Origin of the sequence: Salinisphaera sp. Q1T1-3, from assembly GCF_003602005.1 — a bacterium.
GTDB lineage: Bacteria > Pseudomonadota > Gammaproteobacteria > Nevskiales > Salinisphaeraceae > Salinisphaera.
Genome location: NZ_QZWD01000008.1, coordinates 63,390 through 85,684 on the forward strand (window position 1 = coordinate 63,390; position 22,295 = coordinate 85,684).

Consider the following 22,295-nt stretch of genomic DNA (forward strand, 5'->3'; position numbering starts at 1 on the left):
CTGGCGACAGGCCAGCGGTGTGGCGCGTGTGCGAGGCACGTCGAGGCGACCGCAGCGCCGGTCATTCAACCCTTCGGAACACGGGTGCGGCCGTCGATCTCGTCGCTGCCGCAGGCCGGCGCAGCCAGATCGTCGGCCAGCGAAATCGCCCGGTTGCGTGCATCGACATGCACGACCTGGGCGGTATGGCCGGCCCGTTTTTCTTCTGCGATTGAAACGAAGCTCATGATGATCACCAGATCACCAACGGCCACGAGATGCGCGGCCGCCCCGTTGATCCCGATGATGCCGCTGTCGCGCGGCCCGGCGATAACATAGGTTTCCAGACGCGCCCCGTTGGTGACATCGACAACGGCGACCTGCTCGCCCTCGACCAGATCGGCCGCCTCCATGAGCGCCACATCGATGGTGATCGAACCGACATAGTGCAGATCGGCCTGAGTCACCGTGGCCCGGTGAATCTTGCCGTTGACGAGTGTGCGATACATGCCGGGCTCCCGGGAACCACATCGAATGGAGCGCCTATTCTAAGGGCCGTGCCCTGCCCAACGCAGCCATCATCGATACCGGGCGACAAGCAGCCGGCCAGGGCCGGCGTGGCGCACGCAGTTAGATGTTATCGGTTGGCGTGATAACCTTTGATCGACGACGAGCGGCGCGCCTGGAAACGCCGTCGGCAGTGTATCGGGACGGCCAGATATCCTCGGGTTTTTGATCGATGGCCGCAGCGATCAGGCGTTCTGCACCCGGCCATTGTTGATACAAAGCCTTTGCGAGCGACTGCGGCTTGAACCCGTGATGAACTGAAAGCCGGCGTAGCGACCAGCCCGCCTTTTCGAGATCGGCCTTGATATCGGCCGGATGGCGGTCGGACGTGCGCTCATTAGGTGCCGCCGAAATTTTCTTCATGAAGAATGACCAAGATGTCACGCAGAATGAATATACCAACATTGGTGCATCGGTCAAAAAGCCAGACGGCTTTCGTATCGTTTTTCACTGTCTTGCGCGCATCCGCTCGATATGACGTCCGATTCATCCGTGCCTGACCACCGCCGCGTCGCCGAGCGCTTCAAGGCGCTGCGCAAGGCATGGGGTCGGACCCAGAAACAGGCCGGCGAGGCCATCGGTGGCGGGCTGCGGACGTGGCAGAACTACGAAACCGGTCAGAGCGCGCCCAACTGGCGGGCTCTGCACGCGCTCAACGCTGCCGGTGTGAACGTCAACTGGTTGCTGTCCGGTTACGAACCGATGTTCGACGATACGCGACAGGTAGCCTCGGAGATCCGGGAACCAGGCGCCGGTTATGACACCGGGCCCGTCGACCGCGATCACGATAGCCGCGATTTCCTCGCGATCGCCCCCCTGCCCGACGCGCCCGATGACCGATATGGCCGGGATACCGCCTACTGTCGTTTTGATCGCGCCTTTGCGCGAACCATCGCGCATCGCGTGGACGATCTGCGCACCGCGATCCAAGCCGACGACACCATGCCGGGCATCGTGGAGCCCGACCGGCTGATGCTCGTCGATACCGGTCAGCGCGTGCTCGTCCCGGCGCAGATCTTCGCCGTGCGTCTGGCGGGCCGGATCACGGTCCGGCGCGTCGACCAGGATCCCGACGGCCGACTGTATCTGCGCGCCACCGGCGACCGATACGACGATATCGCGCTCGATGACGGCGTAATCGAGACGGTCGAGGTTGCCGGACGCATCGTATGGGCCGACCGCGTGCTTTGAGCGGCGCCGGGCCGGCGCCATTGACAGGACAGCACGGCGCGTTCTAACGTCACCGCCGATTTCGAATCCGAATGCCTGCGTCGCTTCGATGACCCAACATATCAACGTACTCGTCATGCTCGTACTGGTGGTCGTAACCACCGGGGGCACTGGTGTGTGCGCGATGATGACGTAGCCGATACGACATTCGACACACCAGAGCCCCCGGCGCCGCAAGGCCCCGGGGGCTTTTTTTTGCGTATTCGACGAGACGACCGACCCATGAATGCCGCACATCAGATTCTCGACGTTCTCACCGCCCACGACATCGATACGGTCTTCGGCTATCCGGGCGGCTGCGTGATGCCGCTCTACGATGCCCTCGTGGACCATCCGGCCATCCGTCACGTGCTCTGCCGGCACGAACAGGGCTGTGCCCTGGCTGCCGACGGTTATGCCCGAGCGAGCGGTCGACTGGGCGTGTGTATCGCGACCTCCGGGCCGGGTGCGACCAATCTCGTCACCGGCGTGGCCAATGCCCATCGCGATTCGATCCCGATGCTGGTGATCACCGGCCAGACGCCGTCGGCGGCGATCGGCACCGATGCGTTCCAGGAAGTTGACGTGCTCGGCATGACCCTGGATATCGTCAAGCACAGCCGTCTCGTGCAGCATCCCGACGAACTGGCCGCGGCCGTGGCCGAGGGCATCGAGATTGCGACCCGTGGCCGCGGCGGGCCGGTGTGGCTCGATGTGCCCAAGGACGTGCTCGCCGCGGCGACATCCGAGCCGGCCATTGAAGTGCCCCGACACGTGCCGGGCCCGATCGGCCCACGGGCCACGGAACGTGACCTGGCCCGGATTCTGGCCATGCTGCGCACGGCACGTCGCCCGCTGCTCTATACCGGCGGCGGCGTGGCCCGTGCCGGCGCCGAACCGGCCATGCGCGACTTCGCGGCACGAAGCGGCCTGCCCGCCGTGACCAGCCTGAACGGGATTGGCAATGCCGGGCATCGGGCGCCGGATGATCTCGGCATGCTGGGCATGCACGGCTCACGCGCGGCCAACCAGGCAGTCGATGCCTGCGATGTGCTGTTCGTCATCGGCGCCCGCATGGACGATCGCGCCACCGGCGCCCTGTCGGGCTTCGCCCCGAATGCCCGGATCGTGCATATCGATATCGACGCCGCGGAGCTGCATAAACGCCGGGCCGTGGAGATCGGCGTGCACGCCGACCTCGGCGATGCCCTGACCCGCCTGACCGAAGCATTGACCCATACGCCGCTGTCGATCGCAGCGTGGCGACGTCAGTGTCGGGAGTGGCATGCGAGGCACGGCTTCGCGGCAGCCCTTTCGAGATCGCCGCGCCCGCATCTGACCGGGCCGGATCTGATCCATGCCCTGTCAGAGGCCTGTCGGTCCGATACGGTCGTGGCCTGCGACGTGGGGCAACACCAGATGTGGGTCGCCCAGCATTTCGACTTCGGCGCGCCGCGCAATCACCTGAGCAGCGGCGGACTCGGCACCATGGGCTACGGACTGCCCGCGGCGATCGGCGCGGCTTTCGCGCGACCGGATGCTGCCGTGCTCAATATCGCCGGCGACGGCTCGTTCATGATGAACGTCCAGGAACTGGCCACGATCCGCCGACACGATCTGCCGGTGAAAATCGTGGTTCTCGACAACGCCTGTCTCGGCATGGTCCGACAACAACAGGCGCTGTTCCACGACAACCGCGAAAGCCAGATTGCGCTGGATGACAACCCCGATTTCAGCGCCCTGGCCGCGGCTTTCGGCATTCCGGCCAGCCGGGTCACCACGCCCGGTGAGCTGGCGGCCGGCCTCGAAGGCTGGCTGCACGCACCCGGCCCGGCGCTGCTGCACGCCCATATCGTGCGCAACGATAACGTCTGGCCGATGGTCGCACCGGGTGCGGCCAACCGCGACATGCTCGATGCCACGCATCTGCCCGCCGTTGAAACGGCTGCCACTGCGAGCTGAATCATGCATATCCCCGATATCAGCGATCGCCAGCATCGTCTGTTCTGCCGCCTTGCCGGCGCCCCGGGCGATCTCGAACGACTGTTACAGGTCGTGCGACGTCGCGGTTTCTCGATCCGGCAGGTTGAGGCACGCCAGACAGAATCCTGCCTGGCGGTTGCCCTGCATGTGCAGGGCGCACGCGCCATCGAGACGCTGCGCGCGCACCTGGCCAACATCGCGACAATGCAATCGGTCCAGCGACCGCTAGGGCCTGTTGATGTGTCGTGCGAGTCCGCGCCAAGCGCTGTTCTGCGGCAAGACGAGGCGTCGCAGGCATAGCGTGTCATTCTGCGCCAACCTGCTGGAACGCTGTATTGCCGTCGTGTTTTTGATTTTATTAACCCAGCATAAAAATAGATGATTTTTCGGGTTGATAACGCGCGTGTGCGAAAGCACGCGCGCCACGGCCAAAGGCCGTGAAGCCATTGAAAATAAAAAGACGGACAAGTGCCGGCTTTTATTTTTCGATGGCGTTGAAAACAGCTGACGTCGTCAGCTGTTTTGGTGCCGGATTAATAGGGCGCTTGTCCCTTTGGGTTGCGCCCTGTCATGCGGCTGACGCGGGCGACGCGGCCATATCGCCCCGGACCAAGTGAGTCGAGCGAAGCGGATGACAGGCTGATCACTTTCTGACCAACCGCCGCCAGGCCAGGCGCTGCCGGGCCTGGCGACATTCACACACGTGGTTATCCACAGATATTGTGGGAAAAGACCGGCCCGATCGAGACCGCGGCAGCCACCAGCGGGCCCGAGGTTCCGATCCGTTTTCGAACACGACTCGCGCACACCGCTGATCTGGTCATTTTTTGATCAGAGGCCGGCAGCCCTTGTGCGGTGCCGGCTAGCGCCATTCATGCACGCGATTATCCACAGCAATTGTGTGTATTCGTGAATCGTCCGCGTCGGGGCCGACACACGACCTGCGGCACGGCCTCAGGCCCCGGCTCACAGGTCGTACCATTTGCATGTCCGGCATGCCCCAACTGATCCAGCCGTGACCGAAGCGCGCCGAGACGCCGGTGACGAGGCGACCGGCGAGACACCGCACCGCCGGATACGCACCGAGTCCGGACCAACACCCGGCGCCATCCCGCTTGTCCACCGGACCGTCTGTGCGCCCGGACGTGCCGGCGGCCGAACACCGAAGGAACCTCTGATCTATTCATCTACGGTCGCGCCGGTGTCTTTTGCGCGCGTCTGACAAGACGCCGCGAGCGCCGTTTGCTGAATGCAAATGAGCGAGCGGCAACGCCGCTCAGGCGCGCGCAAAAGCCCGGCCGCCAAGCGGTTTGGCCCAAAAGGCCGCGCTACGGCCTTGCATGGCTGGATCATGGCGTGGCTATGACGCGGCGCCATGCGCCTTGTATCGTGGCCTTTTGGGACTCAAACGCGACCGTGGATGAATAGATCAGAGGTTCCCTAACTCATGTACATCCCGCCGTTGACGTTGAAGGTCTGCCCGGTGATGTAGGCGTTTCGGGCCATGTGGACGACGAGTTCGGCGACTTCGTCGACAGCGCCGAATCGCCCGAGCGGAATCAAATCCGGCGAGATGTTGTCGTTGTCGGCGATCATGTCGGTCTCGATGAGCGCCGGGGCGATCGCATTGGCCGTGATGCCGGTACCGGCGAGCAGTCGTGCGTAACTGCGCATGAGCCCGAGCTGGCCGGCCTTGCTGGCAGCATAGTGTGGCCCGATGACGCCGCCCAGCTGGGCGGCCACCGACGACATCATGATCAGACGCCCCCAGCCCCGCTCGCGCATGCCCGGGATGACACGCTGCGAGAGCATGAACGACGATGTCAGATTGGTCTGCAGCGTCGTCTGCCAGCGTTCGAGATTGAGCTCGTCGATCGCGTACACCGGGTTGATGCCGGCGTTGTTGACCAGGATATCGACCGGGCCGAGTTCGGCCTCCGTGCTGCCGACCAGCATCTCGGCGGCCGCGCTGGCGGACACGTCGGCGGGAATGAGCACCGCCTTCTGTCCGCACTCGCGCACCGCGCGGGCCACCGATTCGGCCTCGGCCTTCGAGCTGTTGTAACCCAGCGCCACGTTGCAGCCGGCCCGCGCCAAGGCGATGGCACTCTCTGCCCCAATCCCGCGCGAAGCCCCGGTCACCAGGGCCACGCGATGCACCAGATCATCCATTGCGAATTCCCGAACCACTGTGCCTGGACAACAGCTTACGCCGAGCGGCTGAACATCGACAGTGTCACGGAAGGCGACGTCGCTCAGACGACGAAAGACCGGGTATCAGCCGGTGATCGGCCGCCGACAGATGTCGGGCACATGGTCCAGGGTCGCGGTCCGGATCGCCCGGGCTCAACGCGTGATCAGAACCGGCACCTCTGCCCGCCGGATCATGTCGGTCGTGGTGCTGCCAACCAGCATGTGCCGGATACGGCTGTGGCCGTAGGCGCCCATGACCATCAGGTCGCAGCCGTTCTCGCGCTGGTAGGTGTGCAGTGCAGATTCGACTTCGCCGGTCACGACAGCCGTGGTGACATCGGCCCCGGCCTGGCGCAGCGTGGCCTCGGCTTCGTCGATCTGCGCCCGGCGTCGATCATCCGGCTCCCCCACATAAACGAGGTGGGCGGCGACTTCGCCGAGCAGCGGCGAGGCCGCGGCTCGCTGGATGAGATTCTGGCCGGTGGCGCTGCCATCGAAGGCGATCAGCACGCGCTGCGGCGCGCTGAAGGTTTCGGTGGTGATCAGGATCGGACAGGACACGCCCCGAATGACGCGCTCGAGATTAGAGCCCAGATGATCATCGTCGCCGGCCGACTCGCCGCGCTTGCCGATGACCATGAGCCGGATCTCCGCCTCGATCGCGGTGATGGCGTCGACCAGTTCGCCGTTGCGCTGTCGACACTGCGGCTCGGCGATGCCGGCCTCGCGCGCACGCTCGGCGGCGGCACTGAGCATGTCGGTGCCGCGTTCCCGAGCCAGCTTGGCACGGGCGCCGTCGAGTTCGGCCAGCTCGTTGAGCAGATGCTCGCGGGTGCCCAACCCGATGCGGCCCGACACATCGGTGGCCGCCGCATGCTTGCGACGACTGATGACGTGCACGAAGCTGAGCGCCGAATCCAGCTTGGCTGCGGCCCAGACGGCCGCATCGCAGGCCGCGGCGGCATAGCTGGAGCCGTCGATGCAGGCGACGATAGTACGATCATTCATTGCGCTGTCTCCCCAATCATCCGTTTTCGAGTAGTTTTTCGGCATCCGGCTTGTCGTGCACCGCCACCTTGTCGACCAGCGTGCGGCTGGCTTCGTTCATGCCGACGATATCGACGTCGGTGCCCTCGCGACGGAACCGCAACACCACACGATCCAGTGCCTCGACGGCCGAGATATCCCAGAAATGGGCACGATGCACATCGATCGTCACGCGCGGCAAGGCCTCGTTGAAATCGAAGGCATGCCGGAAGCTGGTCGCGGAGGCGAAGAACACCTGGCCGGTAATCTCGTAGACGCGTCGCGTATCGCCCTCGCTCAGATGGCTGTCGATATAGAGCAGACGCCCGACCTTGTTGGCGAAGAACAGAGCCGAAAGCAGCACGCCCACGAATACCCCGATCGCGAGGTTGCCAGTGGCAACCACCACGGCGACGACCGTGATCATCACGATATTGGTCGATAGCGGATGCTTGGGCAGATCGCGGATCGACTCCCAGGAGAAGGTGCCGATCGAGACCATGATCATCACGGCCACGAGCGCGGCCATCGGGATCTGACCGACCCATTTCGAAAGAAACACCACCATGATCAGCAGCGTCACGCCCGCGGTGAGCGTCGACAGCCGGGTGCGCCCGCCGGATTTCACGTTGATCACAGTCTGGCCGATCATGCCGCAACCGGCCATGCCGCCGAGAAAGCCGGTGACGATATTGGCCATGCCCTGGCCGGCGCATTCGCGGTTTTTGTTGGAGCCGGTATCAGTCAGATCATCGACGATCGTGGCCGTCATCATCGACTCCATGAGGCCGACCACGGTGAGCATCAGGCCGTAGGGGACGATCACCGACAGCGTCTCCAGCGTGAGCGGGACATGCGGAATCAGCAGATGCGGCAGGCTGTCCGGCAGCTCACCCATATCCCCGACCGTATGGATATGGAAACCGCTGGCCATATAGATACCGGTCATCACCAGGATCGCGACCAGCGGGCTGGGCAGCAGACGCCCGACAAACGGGATATAAGGAAACAGATAGATGATCGCCAGCGAGGCCGCGCACATCGCGTAGACAATCCACGACACATCGGTCAGTTCGGGCAGCTGTGCCATGAAGATGAGAATCGCCAAGGCGTTGACGAAGCCCGTGACCACCGAGCGGGAAACAAACCGCATCAGGTTACCCAGCCGGAACACGCCTGCCAGGATCTGGAACACGCCGGTGGCCAGCGTGGTGGCGAGCATCATATCCAGCCCGTACTGCGCCACGACGGTCACGAGCACGAGTGCCATCGATCCGGTCGCCGCCGAGACCATCGCCGGACGGCCGCCGGTGAACGAAATCACCACACAGATCGCGAAGGAGGCATAGAGCCCGACCTTCGGATCCACGCCCGCAATGATCGAGAATGCGATCGCCTCGGGAATGAGCGCCAGTGCCACGACAATGCCGGACAGCACGTCAGCGCGAATATTGGATAACCAGTGTTCTCGTATCAGTTGCAGCATTGATTCGTTCCAGCACAAATAGCCACACCCGACGCGGCGTGTCGATGATCGTTCGGGAATGATCGCGCGGTAGACGCTGCGATCGAGGAGCACCTTAACAGGAATGGGACCGATCACACCAACCCGATGCCGTCAGCCATCGACAGGGATTGTCGTTGGCCCCGGTCGCCGATGCGGCGGCGGCGAGCCCTGCCCGGGTATGGCCGAGATCGGCCAGATGACGGTCATCAAGGGTCAGTAACGCCTGTATCTCGCGGCGACACCGCCGCCTCCTGCGCCAGCGACGCCAGGCGTCAAACAGGCCGAGCGGCGGCATGGCGGGCATGCAGAGCGTGGGCTGCGGCGCGGGCCGATCACAATGATTCCGGTCGCGTGGGCACATGGCGTGTCTGTCGTCTTGAAGCCGAGACTCGACACTGCGACGCGTTCGTGGATAAGAAAATCTAAAAGATATAAATTCGGCATTCAGAATATTTGAATACACAATGCCATGGAGACGCCTCCTCACGCGCCGCCGTCTCGGCTGCCGACTCTCGACAGCGACGTATTGCGCAGTTTCGTGACGATCGCCGATACCGGCAGTTTCACGGCTGCCGCGCGCGAGGTGCATCGCACGCCGGCAGCCTTGAGCATGCAGATCAAGGGTCTGGAAACCACGCTCGGCCAGACGCTATTCGTACGGGGGGCGCGGCGAGTCACGGTCACCGAGCACGGCGTGCGTCTGCTGCCGTACGCCCGTCGCCTGCTCGCGCTCAACGCGGAAGCCGTCAGTGCTTTTCTCGATCCGCCGGTGACCGGCGCGGTGTCTCTGGGACTGCCGGACGATCTGGCACGTATCGGTCTGACGCCGACCTTGCGCCGGCTGGCACTTTCACATCCCGGCGTGCAGGTTCAAGTCATCGCGGCGGGCAGTCGCGGCCTGGCTGCGCGTATTGACGACGGCACGCTGGATGTCGCGCTGGTCTGCGTCGGCAACGACGATCTGTCGGTCGCGGCCGGCGCGATCATCAGTCACGAGCCGATGGTCTGGGCAGCACCGATCGACAGCCGGGCCCTGCATGCACGGCCCTTGCCGCTGGCCCTGGCCCATACCGGTTGCGCCTGGCGCCACAGCGCGCTTGCCGCACTCGATGCCGCGGATATCGATTATCGAATCGCCTATTCGAGCGAAAGCGGCACCGGTCAGAGCGCAGCGGCCAGCGCCGATCTGGCGGTCGCCGCCCTGCCAGCCCGGCTCGTGGCCGCGCCGCTGGTCGTACGCGATGAGCTACCGGCCATGGCACCGACCGGCATCGGGCTGCTGGCCCGCCCGGCCCTCGCCTCGGCCGGGCAGGCGCTGGTATCGAGCCTGCAAGGCGCTTTCGCCACACGATCGCCATGACACCCGGTCGCCGACCGGGCGGTCACTTCAACGCAACAGGCTGTCCTTGCTGGCACGCCGGTTGACGCCGCCCTGACGGGCGTCATGGGCATCGGCCTCGGCCTGACAGGCCACGCAGCGACGCACGCCCGGTACGAGTTCGCGGCGCCGCTCGGGAATCGGCTCTTCGCAATCCTCGCAATGCGTCAGGCTCGGACTGGCGGCGGCCAGCCGGGCACGCGCCGCCGCCACGCCTTCGTCGATCGTGGCATCGATCTGTTCCTGTACGCCGCCTTCCTGTGCCCAGCCGCTGGCCATCTCGCATCACCATTGATTGCGGTTTGCTAGACCAACATGCCGCTCACGCCGCACGCTTGCAAGCCATTCACAATGTCTATAATCGATGGCATCACCCGGCGATGCCGATGCCATGTCAGATTCAGACGAGGACACCGGTGTGCGTGACGCCGCCCCGTTCACGCCGCTGGCCGACTATTGCGTGCCGGCCACCCCCACGCGGGATTCACTACAAACCTGGTTGACCCGGGCACGGGAGTTGTTCCGGCGCAAGCCACCGGCCCCGATGATCACCGACGATCGGCTGCGACGCTCCACCCTCGACATGCTGGATGATGTCGCCTCGCCGCCGGCCTGCGGACCGTTGCTGGCCGAGATCGATGCCAGTCTCGCGGACTGGCTGGCCGAGGAGACGCCGGCCCGTCGCAAGCGGCTATTCGTCCTGCCGCCGGGCGATCGCAACCACATCGTGGCCGCTTGGGCCGAGACAGCCGGGCATGCCCGACTCACCCCGCCGCCCCGCAGCGAGCTTCTGACGCCGGGCGGCGCGCCGTTGCCCGACGTGCGCGGCGACGGGCTGCTGGTCATTCCAGCGCTGGAAGACTGGTTCGTCCGTCACACACACGGTCTGGACACTCTCCGACAGCTGCTCGACACGCTCGACCGGCTGGATCGTCACGTCCTGATCGGCTGTAACAGCTGGGCCTGGCAGTATCTGAGCCGCGCGGTGGCCGCCGATGCCGTGCTCGGCCCGGCCGAGACGTTCCAGGCGTTCGATGCCCATCGCCTGCGCGCCTGGTTCAACGAGATTTCGCAGGGCGCCGAACACGGCCCCGTGTGCTTTCGCGATGCCCGCAGCGGCGACGACATCATGGCACTCGATGCACAGGATGAGCCGCATGAAATGCTGATCAGCCTGGCGGCCCGCAGCCGCGGCATACCCTGGGTCGCCTGGCGCCTGTGGCGCCGCAGCCTGCGCCGTCGCATCGATCCCGAGGATGACGCGCACGATGCCCCGGCGGCGGTGAGCGACGCCGACGAACAAACCCTCTGGGTGATCGCCCTCGAGGAATTCTCCCTGCCCGGCGCCGACAACGACGACACCCTGTTCCTGCTGCACGCGTTGCTCATACACGGCGCCCTGACGCCCGATCTGCTGCGCGCAGTCCTGCCGATCACGCAGGCCATGCAACGACTGCCCGCGCTCGTCGCCGCCGGTATCGTCACACGCCACGAGGACGGGCGTCTGGCCTGCGCGCCGGCAGCCTACCCGGCGATTCGAGCCGGCCTGACCACGGCCGGCTTTCCGATCGCGGCACTCTGATCACGCACGGGACATCGCATGGCGGACATGAACACGACCAAGCAGAAGGCCGATCAACTGATCTACAGCCTCAGCAACATCAATTTCGTCAAGATCGCATTGATCGTGCTCGGCACCTGGCTGGCGATTTATCTGGCGCGTCGTCTGCTGCCCTATCTGGCCGAACGCGGACCCAGCCAGACGCGGCTGATCCTGCTCGGTACGGTGCCCATCGCCCGACTCGGGCTGCTGGTCATCGCGATCTGCTGGATCATCCCCCTGATCTTCAACGTCACGTTCCAGAACTTCCTGGTGATCGCGGGGGCGGCAAGCGTGGCGATCGGTTTCGCCTTCAAGGATTATGTCTCTAGCCTGATCGCCGGCATCGTGGCGATCTTCGAGCGCCCCTACCGGCCGGGCGACTGGGTGCGTTTCGGTGACGACTACGGCGAGGTCATCAACGTCGGGCTACGCGCGGTGTCGATCAACACCGCCGACGACGACATGGTCACGGTGCCGCACGACACGATCTGGACTTCGAACATCGTCAACAGCAACGACGGTGCACGCACTCTCCAGTGCGTGACCGATTTCTACGTTGCGCCCGAACACGATGCCGCGGCCGTACGGGCCGCGCTTCACGACGTGGCCTTGACGAGCGCTTATCTCGACTACGACAAACCCATCGTCGTGGTGCTGAAGGAAACGCCCTGGGGGACGCACTACAAGATACGGGCCTATCCGTTCGAAATGCGGGACCAGTTCGTCTTCATCAGCGATCTGACGGGTCGTGGCAAGCGTGCCCTGGCCGCAGCGGGCGCCCGCCCGATCACGACACCGGCCGGCGTGGAAGCACCGACCGGGTGAATCGCGGCATTCGGATCGCCGGGCGATTCAAGCCGCCCGGCGACGCCGTCGTCAGGTGTTATCGCCGTCCGATCCGCTATCGGCCGCGCCCGAGGATTGCGAGGACGACTGTTCCGGGTTTTGTCCTTGCCTCTGACCCTGGCCCTGTTGTGGCTTCGGCTGGCGCTGGCCGGGCTTCGCACCCGCCGGCGGCGGGCCAAGCCGTGCGATCAGCGGCCGCACGGCATCCAGACAGCCCTTCATCGGCTCGTCGCCACACTGGACCTGCAAACGGTGCCCGTGGCCCATGTCCAACACGAATCCCTTGCCCTGAAGACTCGGGCCGGGCATCGGCGGATGCGGATGATGGTGGCCCGGCTCGGGCGGGGCTTTCTTCCCGGACGACGCTGGATCATCCCCGGACTGGGCGAATGCCAGGCCGCTGGCGGCCAGCACGACCGACAATACGACAGCACTTTGTCTGAGCATGACTGCACTCCCTCGTGATGATGGTTCGGCCGACGCCAACCGCCAACCGATACACCAGATCAGTCATAGCACAGTTTTGGCTTCACTCCAGGGCGTGTTGAAGTGTCCTGCGAGTCCGCGCCAAGCGCGCCCTGACATTGACGATGGGCGGCAAGACGAGGCGTCCTGCGCGCCGTGCCGTCATTCTGCACCCGCGGGCGACAACGCTGGATTGCCGTCGTGTTCTTGATTTTGGGGCGCTTGTCCCTTCGGGTTGGGCCGCCCATGAAAAATCGACGATGGGCGCCCGGCGGCGTTGCGAGCCTTGATCGTGGCACGCCACGATCGGCGACTCGCGCCTTGCCGGACACGCTGCGGCCTCTCGACGAAAAGGCGCGCGCACGAAACATCAACAGACCCTAGGATGATTTCGTGCCGCCCGAAGGCCAGTCGCAGGCGCCCTCGCCGACGTCCGGCGTCCCACAGGCCGGGTAGTCAGGCTGTGGCGGGAAAGCCGGCATCCAGTCCGGGGCCTGCGGATAGGTCTTCGGATGTTCGGCGATACGGGACCGCATCAGCTGTACCGCCTTGTCCAGCTGCGCATCGTGGCCGGCGTTGAGATCCTCCGGCCGGTTGCGCACCGGTACATCGGGCGATACCCCGACGTTCTCGACGTTCCACTGCCCCTTGTCGTCGTACATGCCGTTGTCGGAAATGACGAGCGCACCGCCGCCGAGCAGATCGAAGGGGCCGTCATAGCCGCGCACGCCGGCCCAGGTACGTGTCCCGATGGTCGGACCGAGATGATCGGCCCTGAACATGTAGGCGAAGATGTCGCCGTCGGAGGCCGAACCACGATTGATCAGCGCCGCCATGTATCCCATGGGCGCGTTGGGCGTGGGGTTCACCGCGCGATAACGATTGGTGAACATGCCGTTGAGCTGACGATCGATGCGGTCGAAGAGCATCGGATCGATGAACCCACCGAGGTTCCAGCGATCGTCGAAGATGATCGCTTTCTTGTGCTGCTGGCTGTAGTACTGGCGCACGAATTCACGCATGCCCTCGGCTTCCATGTCTTCGAGATAGACATAGCCGATCTGGCCATCGGATTCGCGGTTCACGACTTCGCGGTTGTGCCGGATCCAGGCCAGCAGATGCAGTTTCTCGGCATTGGCGATGGGGTCGACGTGAATGACGTGGGCGTCGCTGCCGTCCGGCTTCGAGGCCACCTTCAGCGTGATCGTCTGGCCGTAGGTGCCTTGCAGCAGACGATACGGATTGGTCGGCGCCGCCAACCGCTGGCCGTCGATCGCAAGCACATAATCGCCGGACTGGACGTTCAGGCCCGGCTGGCTGAGCGGCGCGGTGTATCCCGGCACGGTGTTGTCGCCGTGGAATATACGCGCGATGCGATAACGCCCGGACGACTTGTCGAGCGCGAAACGCACGCCCAGATCGGCCGTGGCATCGTGGGCCGTCGTCCAGTTCTCGTCGCCCGAACGCACGTACATATGGCTCTCGCCGGGCGAACCCATGGCGTTGGCGATGAGCCAGTCCACATCATGCCGGGTGGCCGCGCGATCGAGCAGGCGCCGATAGCGAGCATCGATGGCGGGCCAGATCTTGGCGATATAGACCGGGTTGAGAAAATAGTCGCGGACGTCACGCATCGCCTCGCCGTAGGCCGTATGCCACTCGGGTACGGGGTCGACGCGACGCTGGGCCTTGGCCACGTCGATATGGTTGATCGCATCGCCGCCCGGGTTCTTCTTGAAGGCGGCCGGCCGCGTGAGCCAGTCGCCGCTGTGCTGGTAGAGCAGCGTGCTGCCATCGGCTGACATGGCGAAATGCGAAATCTCGCTCGCAAGCGTCAGATCCTTGCGCTTGTCCATGTCGTAGGCCCGCAGCTGTGACTTCTCGCCGGCCAACGGGCCATCGATCGTCTGGCTGGGCTCGGTCGTGTAATACACCACGCCGTCGGCTTCGGCCACGTGCGAGATATCGGCATCCGGCACCGGCAAGCGCACGGCGCGATCCATCAGATGATCGACGTCGATGACCAGCGGTTTCGACCCGGGACCGCCCGCGTGCTTGGGCTTGGCGCGCTGGCCGGACGGCGTCTCGCCGGACGCGTGATCGTTCGCGCTGCTGTCGCCCGCGTTCCTGTCAGACCCGTCGGCGTTCTTGTCGTCAGCCGTCTTCGAGGCATCGGTCTGGGCGTCGGCGGCCGTGGCCGATCGCACTCGAGGTGCGATCGGGGACGCGGTTCCCTTTTTCAGTGTGGCGGCATACAGCCCGTCGCTCTTCAGCCCGGCCACGATCTCGTCGAAGTTGGACAACGTGGGATTGACGATCCGCGCCGAAACGAACAGCAAGTATTTGCCATCGTCGGTGAACACCGGATCCGAATCGCTGTACTGGCCGCTGCCCAGCCGCGTCAGCTTGCTATCGGTAACGTGATAGAGATAGATGGCGCGCTGGCCGGGCAGCGTCGCATTGCCGCGCTTGTCTTCGATCGGTTTGGAGAACGTGAGCCAGTCGCTGCCCGGCGACCAGCTCAGATCCGTGAAATTGCCACGGGTGGCGCTCGGATCGCGCGCGATCTTCGTGCACTTGCCGGATGCCGCATCGACCAGCCACAGCCGTTGATCGGCATCGACATAGGTCAGCTTCTTGCTGTCCGGACTCCACGACAACGGGCCGTGCACGCTCAGCTTGTCGGCATCGACCAGTTGTCGGGCCGGTCCGGAACCCGCGGCCGGACGGACATAGATGCCCTGGTGATCCCCCTTGGACCGAATGAAGGCGATCGATTGCCCGTCGGGCGACCAGGCCGGATCGCGATCATCGGCCGCCGCATCGTGGGTCAACGTTTCGGCGCTGCCGTACTGGGCCGGCACGCTGAACAACGCGCCACGCGCTGAAAAGACCGCGAGATGACCATTGGGCGCCAGTGCTGCGTCGTCGATATGGCCGGCGATGCCGGCCCAGTACGGCAGCCGTGCCTTGCCGTCCAGCGGCACCTGGACGTCGAGCTTCGACAGGCTGTGGCGATTCGTGTCGTAGAGATAGAGATCGCCACCGTTGGAGAAGACGATCTGATGGCCGCCGCGCGTCGGGAAGTCGATATCGTAGGTATCGAAATGAGTCAGCTGGCGAAAATGGCCGGTCTTCTGCGAGTACACCCAGAGATTGCGGATATGATCAGCGCCGCGGTCCGACAGGAAATAGATCCGGTCGCCGGCCCACATCGGCCAGACATCGGCGCCCTTCCAGTGGGTGATGCGATGACTCTTGCCGGCCTTGAAGTCGAACGTCCAGATATCCTGTGCCTGGCCACCGTAATACTGTTTTCTGTGAAACGGCCGATAGGCGTTGGCGAGCTGGTTGTAGGCGATCGTGTGATCATTGGCGCCGAAGGACAGTGGCCCGGTCCATGGAACCGGCAGCCGCGTCGGCAGTCCGCCGCCGACCGGTACCGTATAGGCATGCATGACCTGCGGGTTGAAGCTTGCACGCCGCGACAGGAAAACGATCCGATCCCCCTTGGGCGTCCAGCCGACGACACGGTTGTCGTCACTGGTCTGGAGCTGGCCACTGCCGTCCGGCGTCTGATTGATCGAATGAAAGGTCAGACGATGCACCCGGCCGCCCTGGGCCGGCACGACATAGACATCCGTATTGCCCTGATAGCGACCGGTGAAGGCGACCCAGCGCCCGTCCGGGGAAAAATGGGCGTCTTCGTCGAAACCGGGATCGTCGGTCAACTGCACGGCCGTGCCGCCGTGGGTGGTGGTTTTCCAGAGATTGCCCCCGGCTTCGAAGACGACAGTCTGCCCGTGCACCGTGGGATACCGCATCAAGGGCGGCGGCGGCGCCGACGACGGATCGCCGGCAGCTGGCGCTGTCCCGGCCCACGCGGTCATCGGGGCCAGCAAGACCGCCAGACATACCACACGCCACTTGTTACCGAACGTCATAACATCCCCTCAAACCAATCGCCTGTCGGATCGCAGAATCCGTTCGGGCAGCAAAAAGCACGCCAGCGGCATCACACCGGGATATCGGCGTGATCCCGCGGGCCGGCGCCCCCGGCGCCTCATTCGGATGCATCATGCAACATAAAAGTTCAGAAACCGCTAACGTTTGATGCACGTAGAACGATCATGATTGCTCGCCAGCCAAAGGCCCGATGACGACAACCCATGACACGCGATACCTGACCCGCCACCGCTGCGGGCGCGGTTTCACGTATCGATATCCCGACGGCTGTACGCTTGCCGACCGCCGCCTGCGACGCTGGATCAAGTCGCTGGCGATTCCGCCGGCCTGGCGAGACGTGGAAATCACGCTCGAACGCGATGCCCGGGTTCATGCCAGCGGCCGCGACACGGCTGGACGCAAGCAGTACATCTACAACGAAAACTGGCGCGCCGAGCGCGATGCGGCGAAGTTCGATCGCCTGCTGGATTTCGCCCACCGGCTGCCGACCATGCGCCGGGCGACCGGGCAGCATCTGGCGCGCGAGGATCACAGCCGCGAGTGCGTGCTCGCCTGTATGGTCCGGCTGATCGATACGGCCTACTTTCGCCCTGGCAGCGCGCGGTATGCCGCGGAGAACGCGTCATACGGCCTGACCACGATGCGCTCCAAGCATCTGTCGATCGAGGGCGACACGCTGGTCTTCGATTATCAGGGCAAATCAGGCAAGCAACAGCATCGCGAAGTGGCCGATGCCCGCCTGGCCCGGATCGTCGCCGAACTCGACGACCTCCCGGGCTACGAAATCTTCAAGTATTACGACACCAACGGCCAACGCATCGACGTGGACTCGGCCGATCTGAACGACTATATCCATGACGTCATGGGCGATGCATTCTCGGCCAAGGATTTCCGGACCTGGGCAGGGACCTCGCTGGCCGCCCTCGCACTCGACGAGATCGGCCCCGGCGACGACGACAATAGCCGACAGAAAAACGTCGTCGCGGCCGTCAAGAGGGTTGCTGCGCATCTGGGCAACACGCCGGCCATCGCGCGCGAGAGTTATATCCATCCGCAGGTCATCACTCATTATCTGGATGGCCGCACGCTGCGCCACTTCGCCGAACTCGTTGAAAACGAACGCGCCCGGGACGAACTGGCCGGGCCCGAGGAGCGCTTGGTGCTTGCCATGCTCGATGAGCGCTTGTCGAAGGCGGCGAACGAGGTGTCAAGCTGCTGACTGTCTGCGGCATGTCCGGCCGGCCGAGTCAGTCGACATCGAAACCGTGATAGCGCTGCTCGCTGGGGCGCCCGCGTAGCGCCCACAGACGACGCGCCGTGGGGTCGGCCAGCACCGCCCCACAGGTCGTCATGCCGTACAGCGGCGTCGGCGGATAACAGATATCGTTCGTATCGCGCGTGATGGCGGCCAGCGTATCGATCGTGATCGATGGCGAATCCGCCAGTAACGACTGCGCGCGGGCCAATCGTCGGCTGCTGCTGCGCTGCGATGCGGCCAGTCGCTGGCGCTCATGGCGCCGGGTCGCCTCGGCCATGCAGTGGTTGGTGTGCACGATCGGTGTGTCCGTCAGCGTTGTGACAACCCGCGTCGTTGCCGTGGCCTCGACGTTGATCCCCTCGCCCGACGGCGCCATGAGCAGATAATTGTGCGCGCCGGCCAACGGTGCCCGATCCAGGGCCCGACGCGCCGCGGCGAACGTCGTCCCGGCAAGCACCTCGCGCACGACGAAGTTCCACGTCACGCCATGTCGGCCGTCGGCACCGGACAGATTGTTGATACCGACGGTGATACCGGCCTCATTCATACCAATCATGCCGAGACAACCACGGCTCGTGAAGAGCTTGAAACGCGGCGCGTCGTCCGGCCGGCCATCGAGCATCACCACGTGTGCCGTTGCGCTCTCGTGCATGTCCCAGGTCTGGGCGAACAACGGGCCACCCGTTGCCGAACGCTGCGGCGGCACCATCATCGCCGTGCATTGATCGGCCGTCGGCGACGCTGGCGCGGCGCCGGCACCGAACACGGCATGGGCCGTATCGAGAAAATCGGTGAACCCGCTGACGATCAGCGCCTCGGCCGTCGACAGGCCCGCCGCCTCGGCCAGGGCCGCGAGCTCGGTGAATAACGCCGGTGCATAATCGTGATGGGCCGGCAGGCAGGCTTCGGCCAGTGCCAGGACGTCAGCCCGGCTCACATCCGTGCCGATCCATCGTGCATCCCCGGCGGCGGCCACACGCTCGGCGGCAAACCGCGCGATATCATCACGATAGGCACTCCCGTGGGTTCGGCCCATGGCTGCCGGCGTGCCGCCGATCTGAAGTCGCTCCGGAATCACGACCTACGCCCGCCGGAGAAAGCAATGCGGGTTCGGGCCACAGGGATGCGCATGAGCAGGATCGCGAGGATATGACCTGTCCATTCATCGCACGATTCGCTTTCGTTTTCATCCCGCTCCCACCACGACCGCGAAACACCGCAGCGTACGCATTTTGGCTAATTGTCAAGCACTCTCATGCCCGCGCAACATAACTGTCACCGGCCAATGACAGCGACCAATTGGGAGTGGAGGAACGGTCATGTTTACGCAAACCGCGATCGATGCAGAACAGGCCCGAGCCAACATGTGCACTGCCAGCGACGGCCCGGCCGAGGCCGTTCAGGCCCTCAACGATGCCATTCGAGAAGCCTCGAACAAGCATCGCGGTCACACCGTGGCGTTCCTGTCGCGCAGCAACATCGACGCCGAGGACCTGGCCCGAATCAAGCGACATTTCGAGAAGCGCGGATTCCGGGTGGACGATCGCTGCCATAACCGCGAAACCTTCGCGATGACGATCAGCTGGTACCCGGAATAGCCACTAGGGCCTATTGATGTTTCGTTCGAGCGCCGCGTTGGGGACCGCCAATCGTGTCCTGCAAGGTGCGAGTTGCCGATCGTGGCGTGCCACGATCAAGGCTCGCAACGCCGCCGGGCGGGATTTGTGGCCCAACCCTTCGGGACAAGTGCCCCAAAATCAAAAACACGGCGGCAATCCAGCGTTCCAGCACACTGGCTCAGCATGACACGCTATGCGTGCTATGCCTCGTCTTGCCGCCCATCGTCAATTTCAGGGCGCACTTGGCGCGGACTCGCACGAAACATCAACAGGCCCCAAGGCCGCAGCCACGGCATCGTCGGCCATCGAAAACGACCGACAGCGACTATGGCAGGGTGCTGATGTCGCGATACCTCGGCGTCGCGGCATGACCCGAGAAAGGCAGCTTGGTGTGGGCGGCCCGTGCTCGCGCAACGGCCCGCCGCGCGGCACTGGGCGACAAATAGCGATCGTCGCAATCGAGGCCATGCCTCGTCACGCGCCCGGCGCCCGCGACGCAAAGTACGCCATGCTATCGCGCTCATGATCCGACGATCGATTTCGCGCCGGTGAATCGCACAGGGGATCGCACCTGGGCACGCAGACGGCGGGCACTTTCCCAGGCGATGAATGGTGTGCCGATGACGGTCGGTGCCAGCCAGGGCAGCCAGGCCGGTTCGAAATGAGCGGGCATGTTGACCACCAAGACAGCAGTCGACGTGGCAATGGCCGAACCGCCCATACGGCCGAGATGCAGCACGATACGCTCGGCCCCTATCGGCCATTGGGATCGCACCAGATCCCCTGCCGCGATACCACCGGCAAGCATGCCGAATACGCCCATGACGACGCCGAGCGGTGCGCCGTGCCACCCGAGCCAGATACCGTACCCGATCATCAAAGCGCCGTTGAGCGCGGCCACGGCGGCCAGCAGATATTCGGATGTGCCGATCCGTTGCTCTCGACAAGCCGCGAGCCGGATGCCGGTGGCGACCATATAAGCCGTGAATATCGCGATCGTCCCGAGAAACAGACTCGGCAGCACAATCGACAGCCCGACGGCAGCCATGAGCGAGATCGCCATGGCCGCACCGTAGGTTCGCCCTGCCAGCCGATGCCCGCGTCGTCCCTTGCCCGCCCCGAGCGCGACCGTCAGACCCGCGAAGGCCACTGAGCCGGACAGGATATGAATCCAGAGCAGGATGATCATCGCGTCGCCTCGGCCGGATATGCACTTTGTTGAATATCATTACGTCAGCTATCCTTGATATGCAACAATCGGCATATGTCACTACGCTATGCCGTGCTCGGCCTGCTCGTACACGAGCCCATGACCGGTTATGAGATCGCTCGCTTGTTCGACGCCTCGGTGGGCCATTTCTGGTCGGCGCGTCATCAACAGATCTACCGGGAATTGCGCGAGATGGCCGGCTGGGGCTGGCTCGGCGACACAGCCGAACCCCACGCGGACCGGCCCGATGCGCGACGCTATGCCATTACCGAGTCCGGTCTGAGCGCACTCGCGGCGTGGGTCGACACGCCGTTACCGCCACACCGCCCGCGCGAGCCGGTATTGCTCAAGCTGCTGGCCGCGCCCGCCGTACCACCCGACAGCCTGATGGCGGAATTCGACCGTCAGTTGGCAGATGTCGAGGCCCGGTTGGCCGCCTATCGCGATATCGTCGCCCGTCATTACGACCCGCCCCCGCCGCTGGCGACCGGGCCGCTGAACCGTCATGCGGTGCTCTATCTGTCGTTGACGCGCGGCCTGAGCGCTGCCCTCGCCTATCGCGACTGGCTGATCGAAACCCGTGATCTGCTGGTCGGCGGCGCCGCGACATGAACGCACGAGGCACCGACCGGACGGTCGCCGCCGGTGCGCCGATCGTCGTCTTCGACTCCGGCGTCGGCGGGCTGTCGGTGGTCAAGGCGATCCGCGCGACGCTGCCGCAGGCACCGCTGGTCTATGTCATGGATCGGGCCGCCTATCCCTACGGCGAACAATCCGAATCGGTGCTGCTGGCCCGTGTGCCGGCGCTGCTCGGCCGCCTGGCCGAGCGTCATGCGCCGCGGTTGATTGTCATCGCCTGCAATACGGCATCCACCATTACGCTGGCAGCCGTTCGGGAAGCATTGCACGTGCCGATCGTGGGCACGGTCCCGGCGATCAAGCCGGCCGCGGGCAGCACTCGGCGCGGCGTGATCGGCATCCTGGGAACCGCGGCCACGGTGCGCCAGCGCTACGTCGACGATCTGACCGCTCGCTTTGCCGGATCCTGCACAGTGCTGCGCCACGGCGCACCGGCGCTCGTCGACTACGCTGAGGCGCGTCTACGCGGCCAGCCCGCGGACGAGACCGCGCCCCGCGACGCGCTCGCGTCGTTGATCCAACAGCCCGGCGGCGACGCCATGGATACCGTCGTACTGGCTTGTACGCACTTTCCACTGGTGGCCGAAGCCTTGCAACGCGACGCGCCACATCCGCTGACGTTCGTCGACGGCGCCGCCGGCATCGCGGCCCGTTGTGCCGCCTTGACCGCCGGTCAGCCGTGGCCCGACCGGGCCGCGACTGGCCTCACGCTGACCACCGGCGGGCTCGCGGAATGCCGCGATCTGACGGGCGCGCTCGCGTCCTTCGATCTGGCGCCAGCCAAACGATTCTAGGCCCTGTTGAGGTTTCGCCATAAGCGATTGAAATAGAATGGCGAACTCGCATT

General features: G+C 64.7%; 20 protein-coding genes. 10 read left to right on the plus strand and 10 right to left on the minus strand.

The annotated features are described in order from the left end of the window. Positions 1-65: 65 nt before the first annotated feature. Positions 66-488 (minus strand): aspartate 1-decarboxylase, encoded by a 423-nt coding sequence (panD, locus tag D3260_RS09160; RefSeq protein ID WP_120098297.1) that lies wholly within the window; start codon positions 486-488, stop codon positions 66-68. A 121-nt stretch (positions 489-609) separates the two neighbouring features. Further along, positions 610-909: a helix-turn-helix domain-containing protein gene (locus tag D3260_RS09165; protein ID WP_120098298.1), complete on the minus strand. Its 300-nt coding sequence runs from the start codon at positions 907-909 to the stop codon at positions 610-612. 129 nt (positions 910-1,038) lie between these two features. Here D3260_RS09165 and D3260_RS09170 point away from each other — a divergent pair, with 129 nt between their 5' ends. The 3 genes from D3260_RS09170 to D3260_RS09180 all read left to right on the plus strand — a co-directional run bounded on the left by D3260_RS09170 (position 1,039) and on the right by D3260_RS09180 (position 4,038). Beyond that, positions 1,039-1,737 carry a LexA family transcriptional regulator gene (locus tag D3260_RS09170; RefSeq protein ID WP_158583474.1) on the plus strand — a complete coding sequence of 233 codons (699 nt, stop codon included), beginning with the start codon at positions 1,039-1,041 and terminating at the stop codon, positions 1,735-1,737. A gap of 261 nt (positions 1,738-1,998) precedes the next feature. Beyond that, positions 1,999-3,717 carry an acetolactate synthase 2 catalytic subunit gene (gene ilvG, locus D3260_RS09175; protein WP_120098300.1) on the plus strand — a complete coding sequence of 573 codons (1,719 nt, stop codon included), beginning with the start codon at positions 1,999-2,001 and terminating at the stop codon, positions 3,715-3,717. 3 nt (positions 3,718-3,720) lie between these two features. Continuing rightward, positions 3,721-4,038, plus strand: a complete 318-nt coding sequence (locus D3260_RS09180) for an ACT domain-containing protein (RefSeq protein ID WP_120098301.1) — start codon at positions 3,721-3,723, stop codon at positions 4,036-4,038. A 1,140-nt stretch (positions 4,039-5,178) separates the two neighbouring features. On the opposite strand, the gene D3260_RS09185 is transcribed toward D3260_RS09180, so the two are convergent. The 3 genes from D3260_RS09185 to D3260_RS09195 form a co-directional block, all read right to left on the minus strand. Next, complete coding sequence (locus tag D3260_RS09185; protein WP_120098302.1) at positions 5,179-5,910, minus strand: SDR family NAD(P)-dependent oxidoreductase; 732 nt, start codon at positions 5,908-5,910, stop codon at positions 5,179-5,181. A gap of 174 nt (positions 5,911-6,084) precedes the next feature. After that, on the minus strand, positions 6,085-6,939 hold the full coding sequence (locus D3260_RS09190) for a universal stress protein (RefSeq protein ID WP_120098303.1): 855 nt from the start codon (positions 6,937-6,939) through the stop codon (positions 6,085-6,087). A 16-nt stretch (positions 6,940-6,955) separates the two neighbouring features. Then, a complete protein-coding gene (locus D3260_RS09195; protein ID WP_120098402.1) occupies positions 6,956-8,443 on the minus strand; it encodes a SulP family inorganic anion transporter in 1,488 nt (495 codons plus the stop codon). Between the two features lie 490 nt (positions 8,444-8,933). Between D3260_RS09195 and D3260_RS09205 the strand changes: the two genes are divergently transcribed. Continuing rightward, positions 8,934-9,824, plus strand: coding sequence for a LysR family transcriptional regulator (locus D3260_RS09205; protein ID WP_120098305.1), 891 nt, complete (start codon positions 8,934-8,936; stop codon positions 9,822-9,824). Between the two features lie 27 nt (positions 9,825-9,851). Here D3260_RS09205 and D3260_RS09210 read toward each other — a convergent pair whose 3' ends face one another. Beyond that, complete coding sequence (locus D3260_RS09210) at positions 9,852-10,121, minus strand: DksA/TraR family C4-type zinc finger protein (RefSeq protein WP_120098306.1); 270 nt, start codon at positions 10,119-10,121, stop codon at positions 9,852-9,854. Between the two features lie 112 nt (positions 10,122-10,233). Between D3260_RS09210 and D3260_RS09215 the strand changes: the two genes are divergently transcribed. Both D3260_RS09215 and D3260_RS09220 read left to right on the plus strand, forming a co-directional pair. Further along, entirely contained in the window at positions 10,234-11,424 is a 1,191-nt protein-coding gene (locus D3260_RS09215; RefSeq protein WP_147418153.1) for a hypothetical protein, read from the plus strand. An 18-nt stretch (positions 11,425-11,442) separates the two neighbouring features. Further along, a complete protein-coding gene (locus D3260_RS09220) occupies positions 11,443-12,270 on the plus strand; it encodes a mechanosensitive ion channel family protein (RefSeq protein ID WP_120098308.1) in 828 nt (275 codons plus the stop codon). Between the two features lie 51 nt (positions 12,271-12,321). On the opposite strand, the gene D3260_RS09225 is transcribed toward D3260_RS09220, so the two are convergent. Both D3260_RS09225 and D3260_RS09230 read right to left on the minus strand, forming a co-directional pair. Further along, a complete protein-coding gene (locus D3260_RS09225) occupies positions 12,322-12,738 on the minus strand; it encodes a hypothetical protein (RefSeq protein ID WP_120098309.1) in 417 nt (138 codons plus the stop codon). A 398-nt stretch (positions 12,739-13,136) separates the two neighbouring features. Continuing rightward, positions 13,137-16,700, minus strand: coding sequence for a S41 family peptidase (locus D3260_RS09230; protein WP_120098310.1), 3,564 nt, complete (start codon positions 16,698-16,700; stop codon positions 13,137-13,139). Positions 16,701-16,912: 212 nt separating this feature from the next. Here D3260_RS09230 and D3260_RS09235 point away from each other — a divergent pair, with 212 nt between their 5' ends. Beyond that, entirely contained in the window at positions 16,913-17,941 is a 1,029-nt protein-coding gene (locus D3260_RS09235) for a DNA topoisomerase IB (RefSeq protein ID WP_120098311.1), read from the plus strand. A 28-nt stretch (positions 17,942-17,969) separates the two neighbouring features. Here D3260_RS09235 and D3260_RS09240 read toward each other — a convergent pair whose 3' ends face one another. Continuing rightward, complete coding sequence (locus tag D3260_RS09240) at positions 17,970-19,058, minus strand: C45 family peptidase (RefSeq protein WP_120098312.1); 1,089 nt, start codon at positions 19,056-19,058, stop codon at positions 17,970-17,972. A gap of 241 nt (positions 19,059-19,299) precedes the next feature. Between D3260_RS09240 and D3260_RS09245 the strand changes: the two genes are divergently transcribed. Continuing rightward, the gene (locus D3260_RS09245; RefSeq protein WP_120098313.1) at positions 19,300-19,578 is read left to right on the plus strand and encodes a hypothetical protein; all 279 of its coding nucleotides are present in this window, start codon (positions 19,300-19,302) and stop codon (positions 19,576-19,578) included. 541 nt (positions 19,579-20,119) lie between these two features. Here D3260_RS09245 and D3260_RS09250 read toward each other — a convergent pair. Beyond that, complete coding sequence (locus D3260_RS09250) at positions 20,120-20,788, minus strand: hypothetical protein (protein ID WP_120098314.1); 669 nt, start codon at positions 20,786-20,788, stop codon at positions 20,120-20,122. A 75-nt stretch (positions 20,789-20,863) separates the two neighbouring features. Between D3260_RS09250 and D3260_RS09255 the strand changes: the two genes are divergently transcribed. Further along, positions 20,864-21,421: a PadR family transcriptional regulator gene (locus D3260_RS09255; protein WP_120098315.1), complete on the plus strand. Its 558-nt coding sequence runs from the start codon at positions 20,864-20,866 to the stop codon at positions 21,419-21,421. Then, the gene (gene murI / locus D3260_RS09260) at positions 21,418-22,242 is read left to right on the plus strand and encodes a glutamate racemase (protein WP_120098316.1); all 825 of its coding nucleotides are present in this window, start codon (positions 21,418-21,420) and stop codon (positions 22,240-22,242) included. The genes D3260_RS09255 and murI overlap by 4 nt, the downstream gene beginning before the upstream one ends. The last annotated feature ends 53 nt before the right edge of the window (positions 22,243-22,295 follow it).

Coding starts and splice junctions, on each gene's coding strand:
- D3260_RS09230 (WP_120098310.1), bottom strand. CDS start 16,700: ATGACGTTCGGTAACAAGTGGCGTGTGGTATGTCTGGCGGTCTTGCTG.
- D3260_RS09190 (WP_120098303.1), bottom strand. CDS start 6,939: ATGAATGATCGTACTATCGTCGCCTGCATCGACGGCTCCAGCTATGCC.
- ilvG (WP_120098300.1), top strand. CDS start 1,999: ATGAATGCCGCACATCAGATTCTCGACGTTCTCACCGCCCACGACATC.
- D3260_RS09225 (WP_120098309.1), bottom strand. CDS start 12,738: ATGCTCAGACAAAGTGCTGTCGTATTGTCGGTCGTGCTGGCCGCCAGC.
- murI (WP_120098316.1), top strand. CDS start 21,418: ATGAACGCACGAGGCACCGACCGGACGGTCGCCGCCGGTGCGCCGATC.
- D3260_RS09185 (WP_120098302.1), bottom strand. CDS start 5,910: ATGGATGATCTGGTGCATCGCGTGGCCCTGGTGACCGGGGCTTCGCGC.
- D3260_RS09205 (WP_120098305.1), top strand. CDS start 8,934: ATGGAGACGCCTCCTCACGCGCCGCCGTCTCGGCTGCCGACTCTCGAC.
- D3260_RS09215 (WP_147418153.1), top strand. CDS start 10,234: ATGTCAGATTCAGACGAGGACACCGGTGTGCGTGACGCCGCCCCGTTC.
- panD (WP_120098297.1), bottom strand. CDS start 488: ATGTATCGCACACTCGTCAACGGCAAGATTCACCGGGCCACGGTGACT.
- D3260_RS09245 (WP_120098313.1), top strand. CDS start 19,300: ATGTTTACGCAAACCGCGATCGATGCAGAACAGGCCCGAGCCAACATG.
- D3260_RS09210 (WP_120098306.1), bottom strand. CDS start 10,121: ATGGCCAGCGGCTGGGCACAGGAAGGCGGCGTACAGGAACAGATCGAT.
- D3260_RS09220 (WP_120098308.1), top strand. CDS start 11,443: ATGGCGGACATGAACACGACCAAGCAGAAGGCCGATCAACTGATCTAC.
- D3260_RS09235 (WP_120098311.1), top strand. CDS start 16,913: ATGACGACAACCCATGACACGCGATACCTGACCCGCCACCGCTGCGGG.
- D3260_RS09195 (WP_120098402.1), bottom strand. CDS start 8,443: ATGCTGCAACTGATACGAGAACACTGGTTATCCAATATTCGCGCTGAC.
- D3260_RS09250 (WP_120098314.1), bottom strand. CDS start 20,788: ATGATCATCCTGCTCTGGATTCATATCCTGTCCGGCTCAGTGGCCTTC.
- D3260_RS09255 (WP_120098315.1), top strand. CDS start 20,864: ATGTCACTACGCTATGCCGTGCTCGGCCTGCTCGTACACGAGCCCATG.
- D3260_RS09180 (WP_120098301.1), top strand. CDS start 3,721: ATGCATATCCCCGATATCAGCGATCGCCAGCATCGTCTGTTCTGCCGC.
- D3260_RS09165 (WP_120098298.1), bottom strand. CDS start 909: ATGAAGAAAATTTCGGCGGCACCTAATGAGCGCACGTCCGACCGCCAT.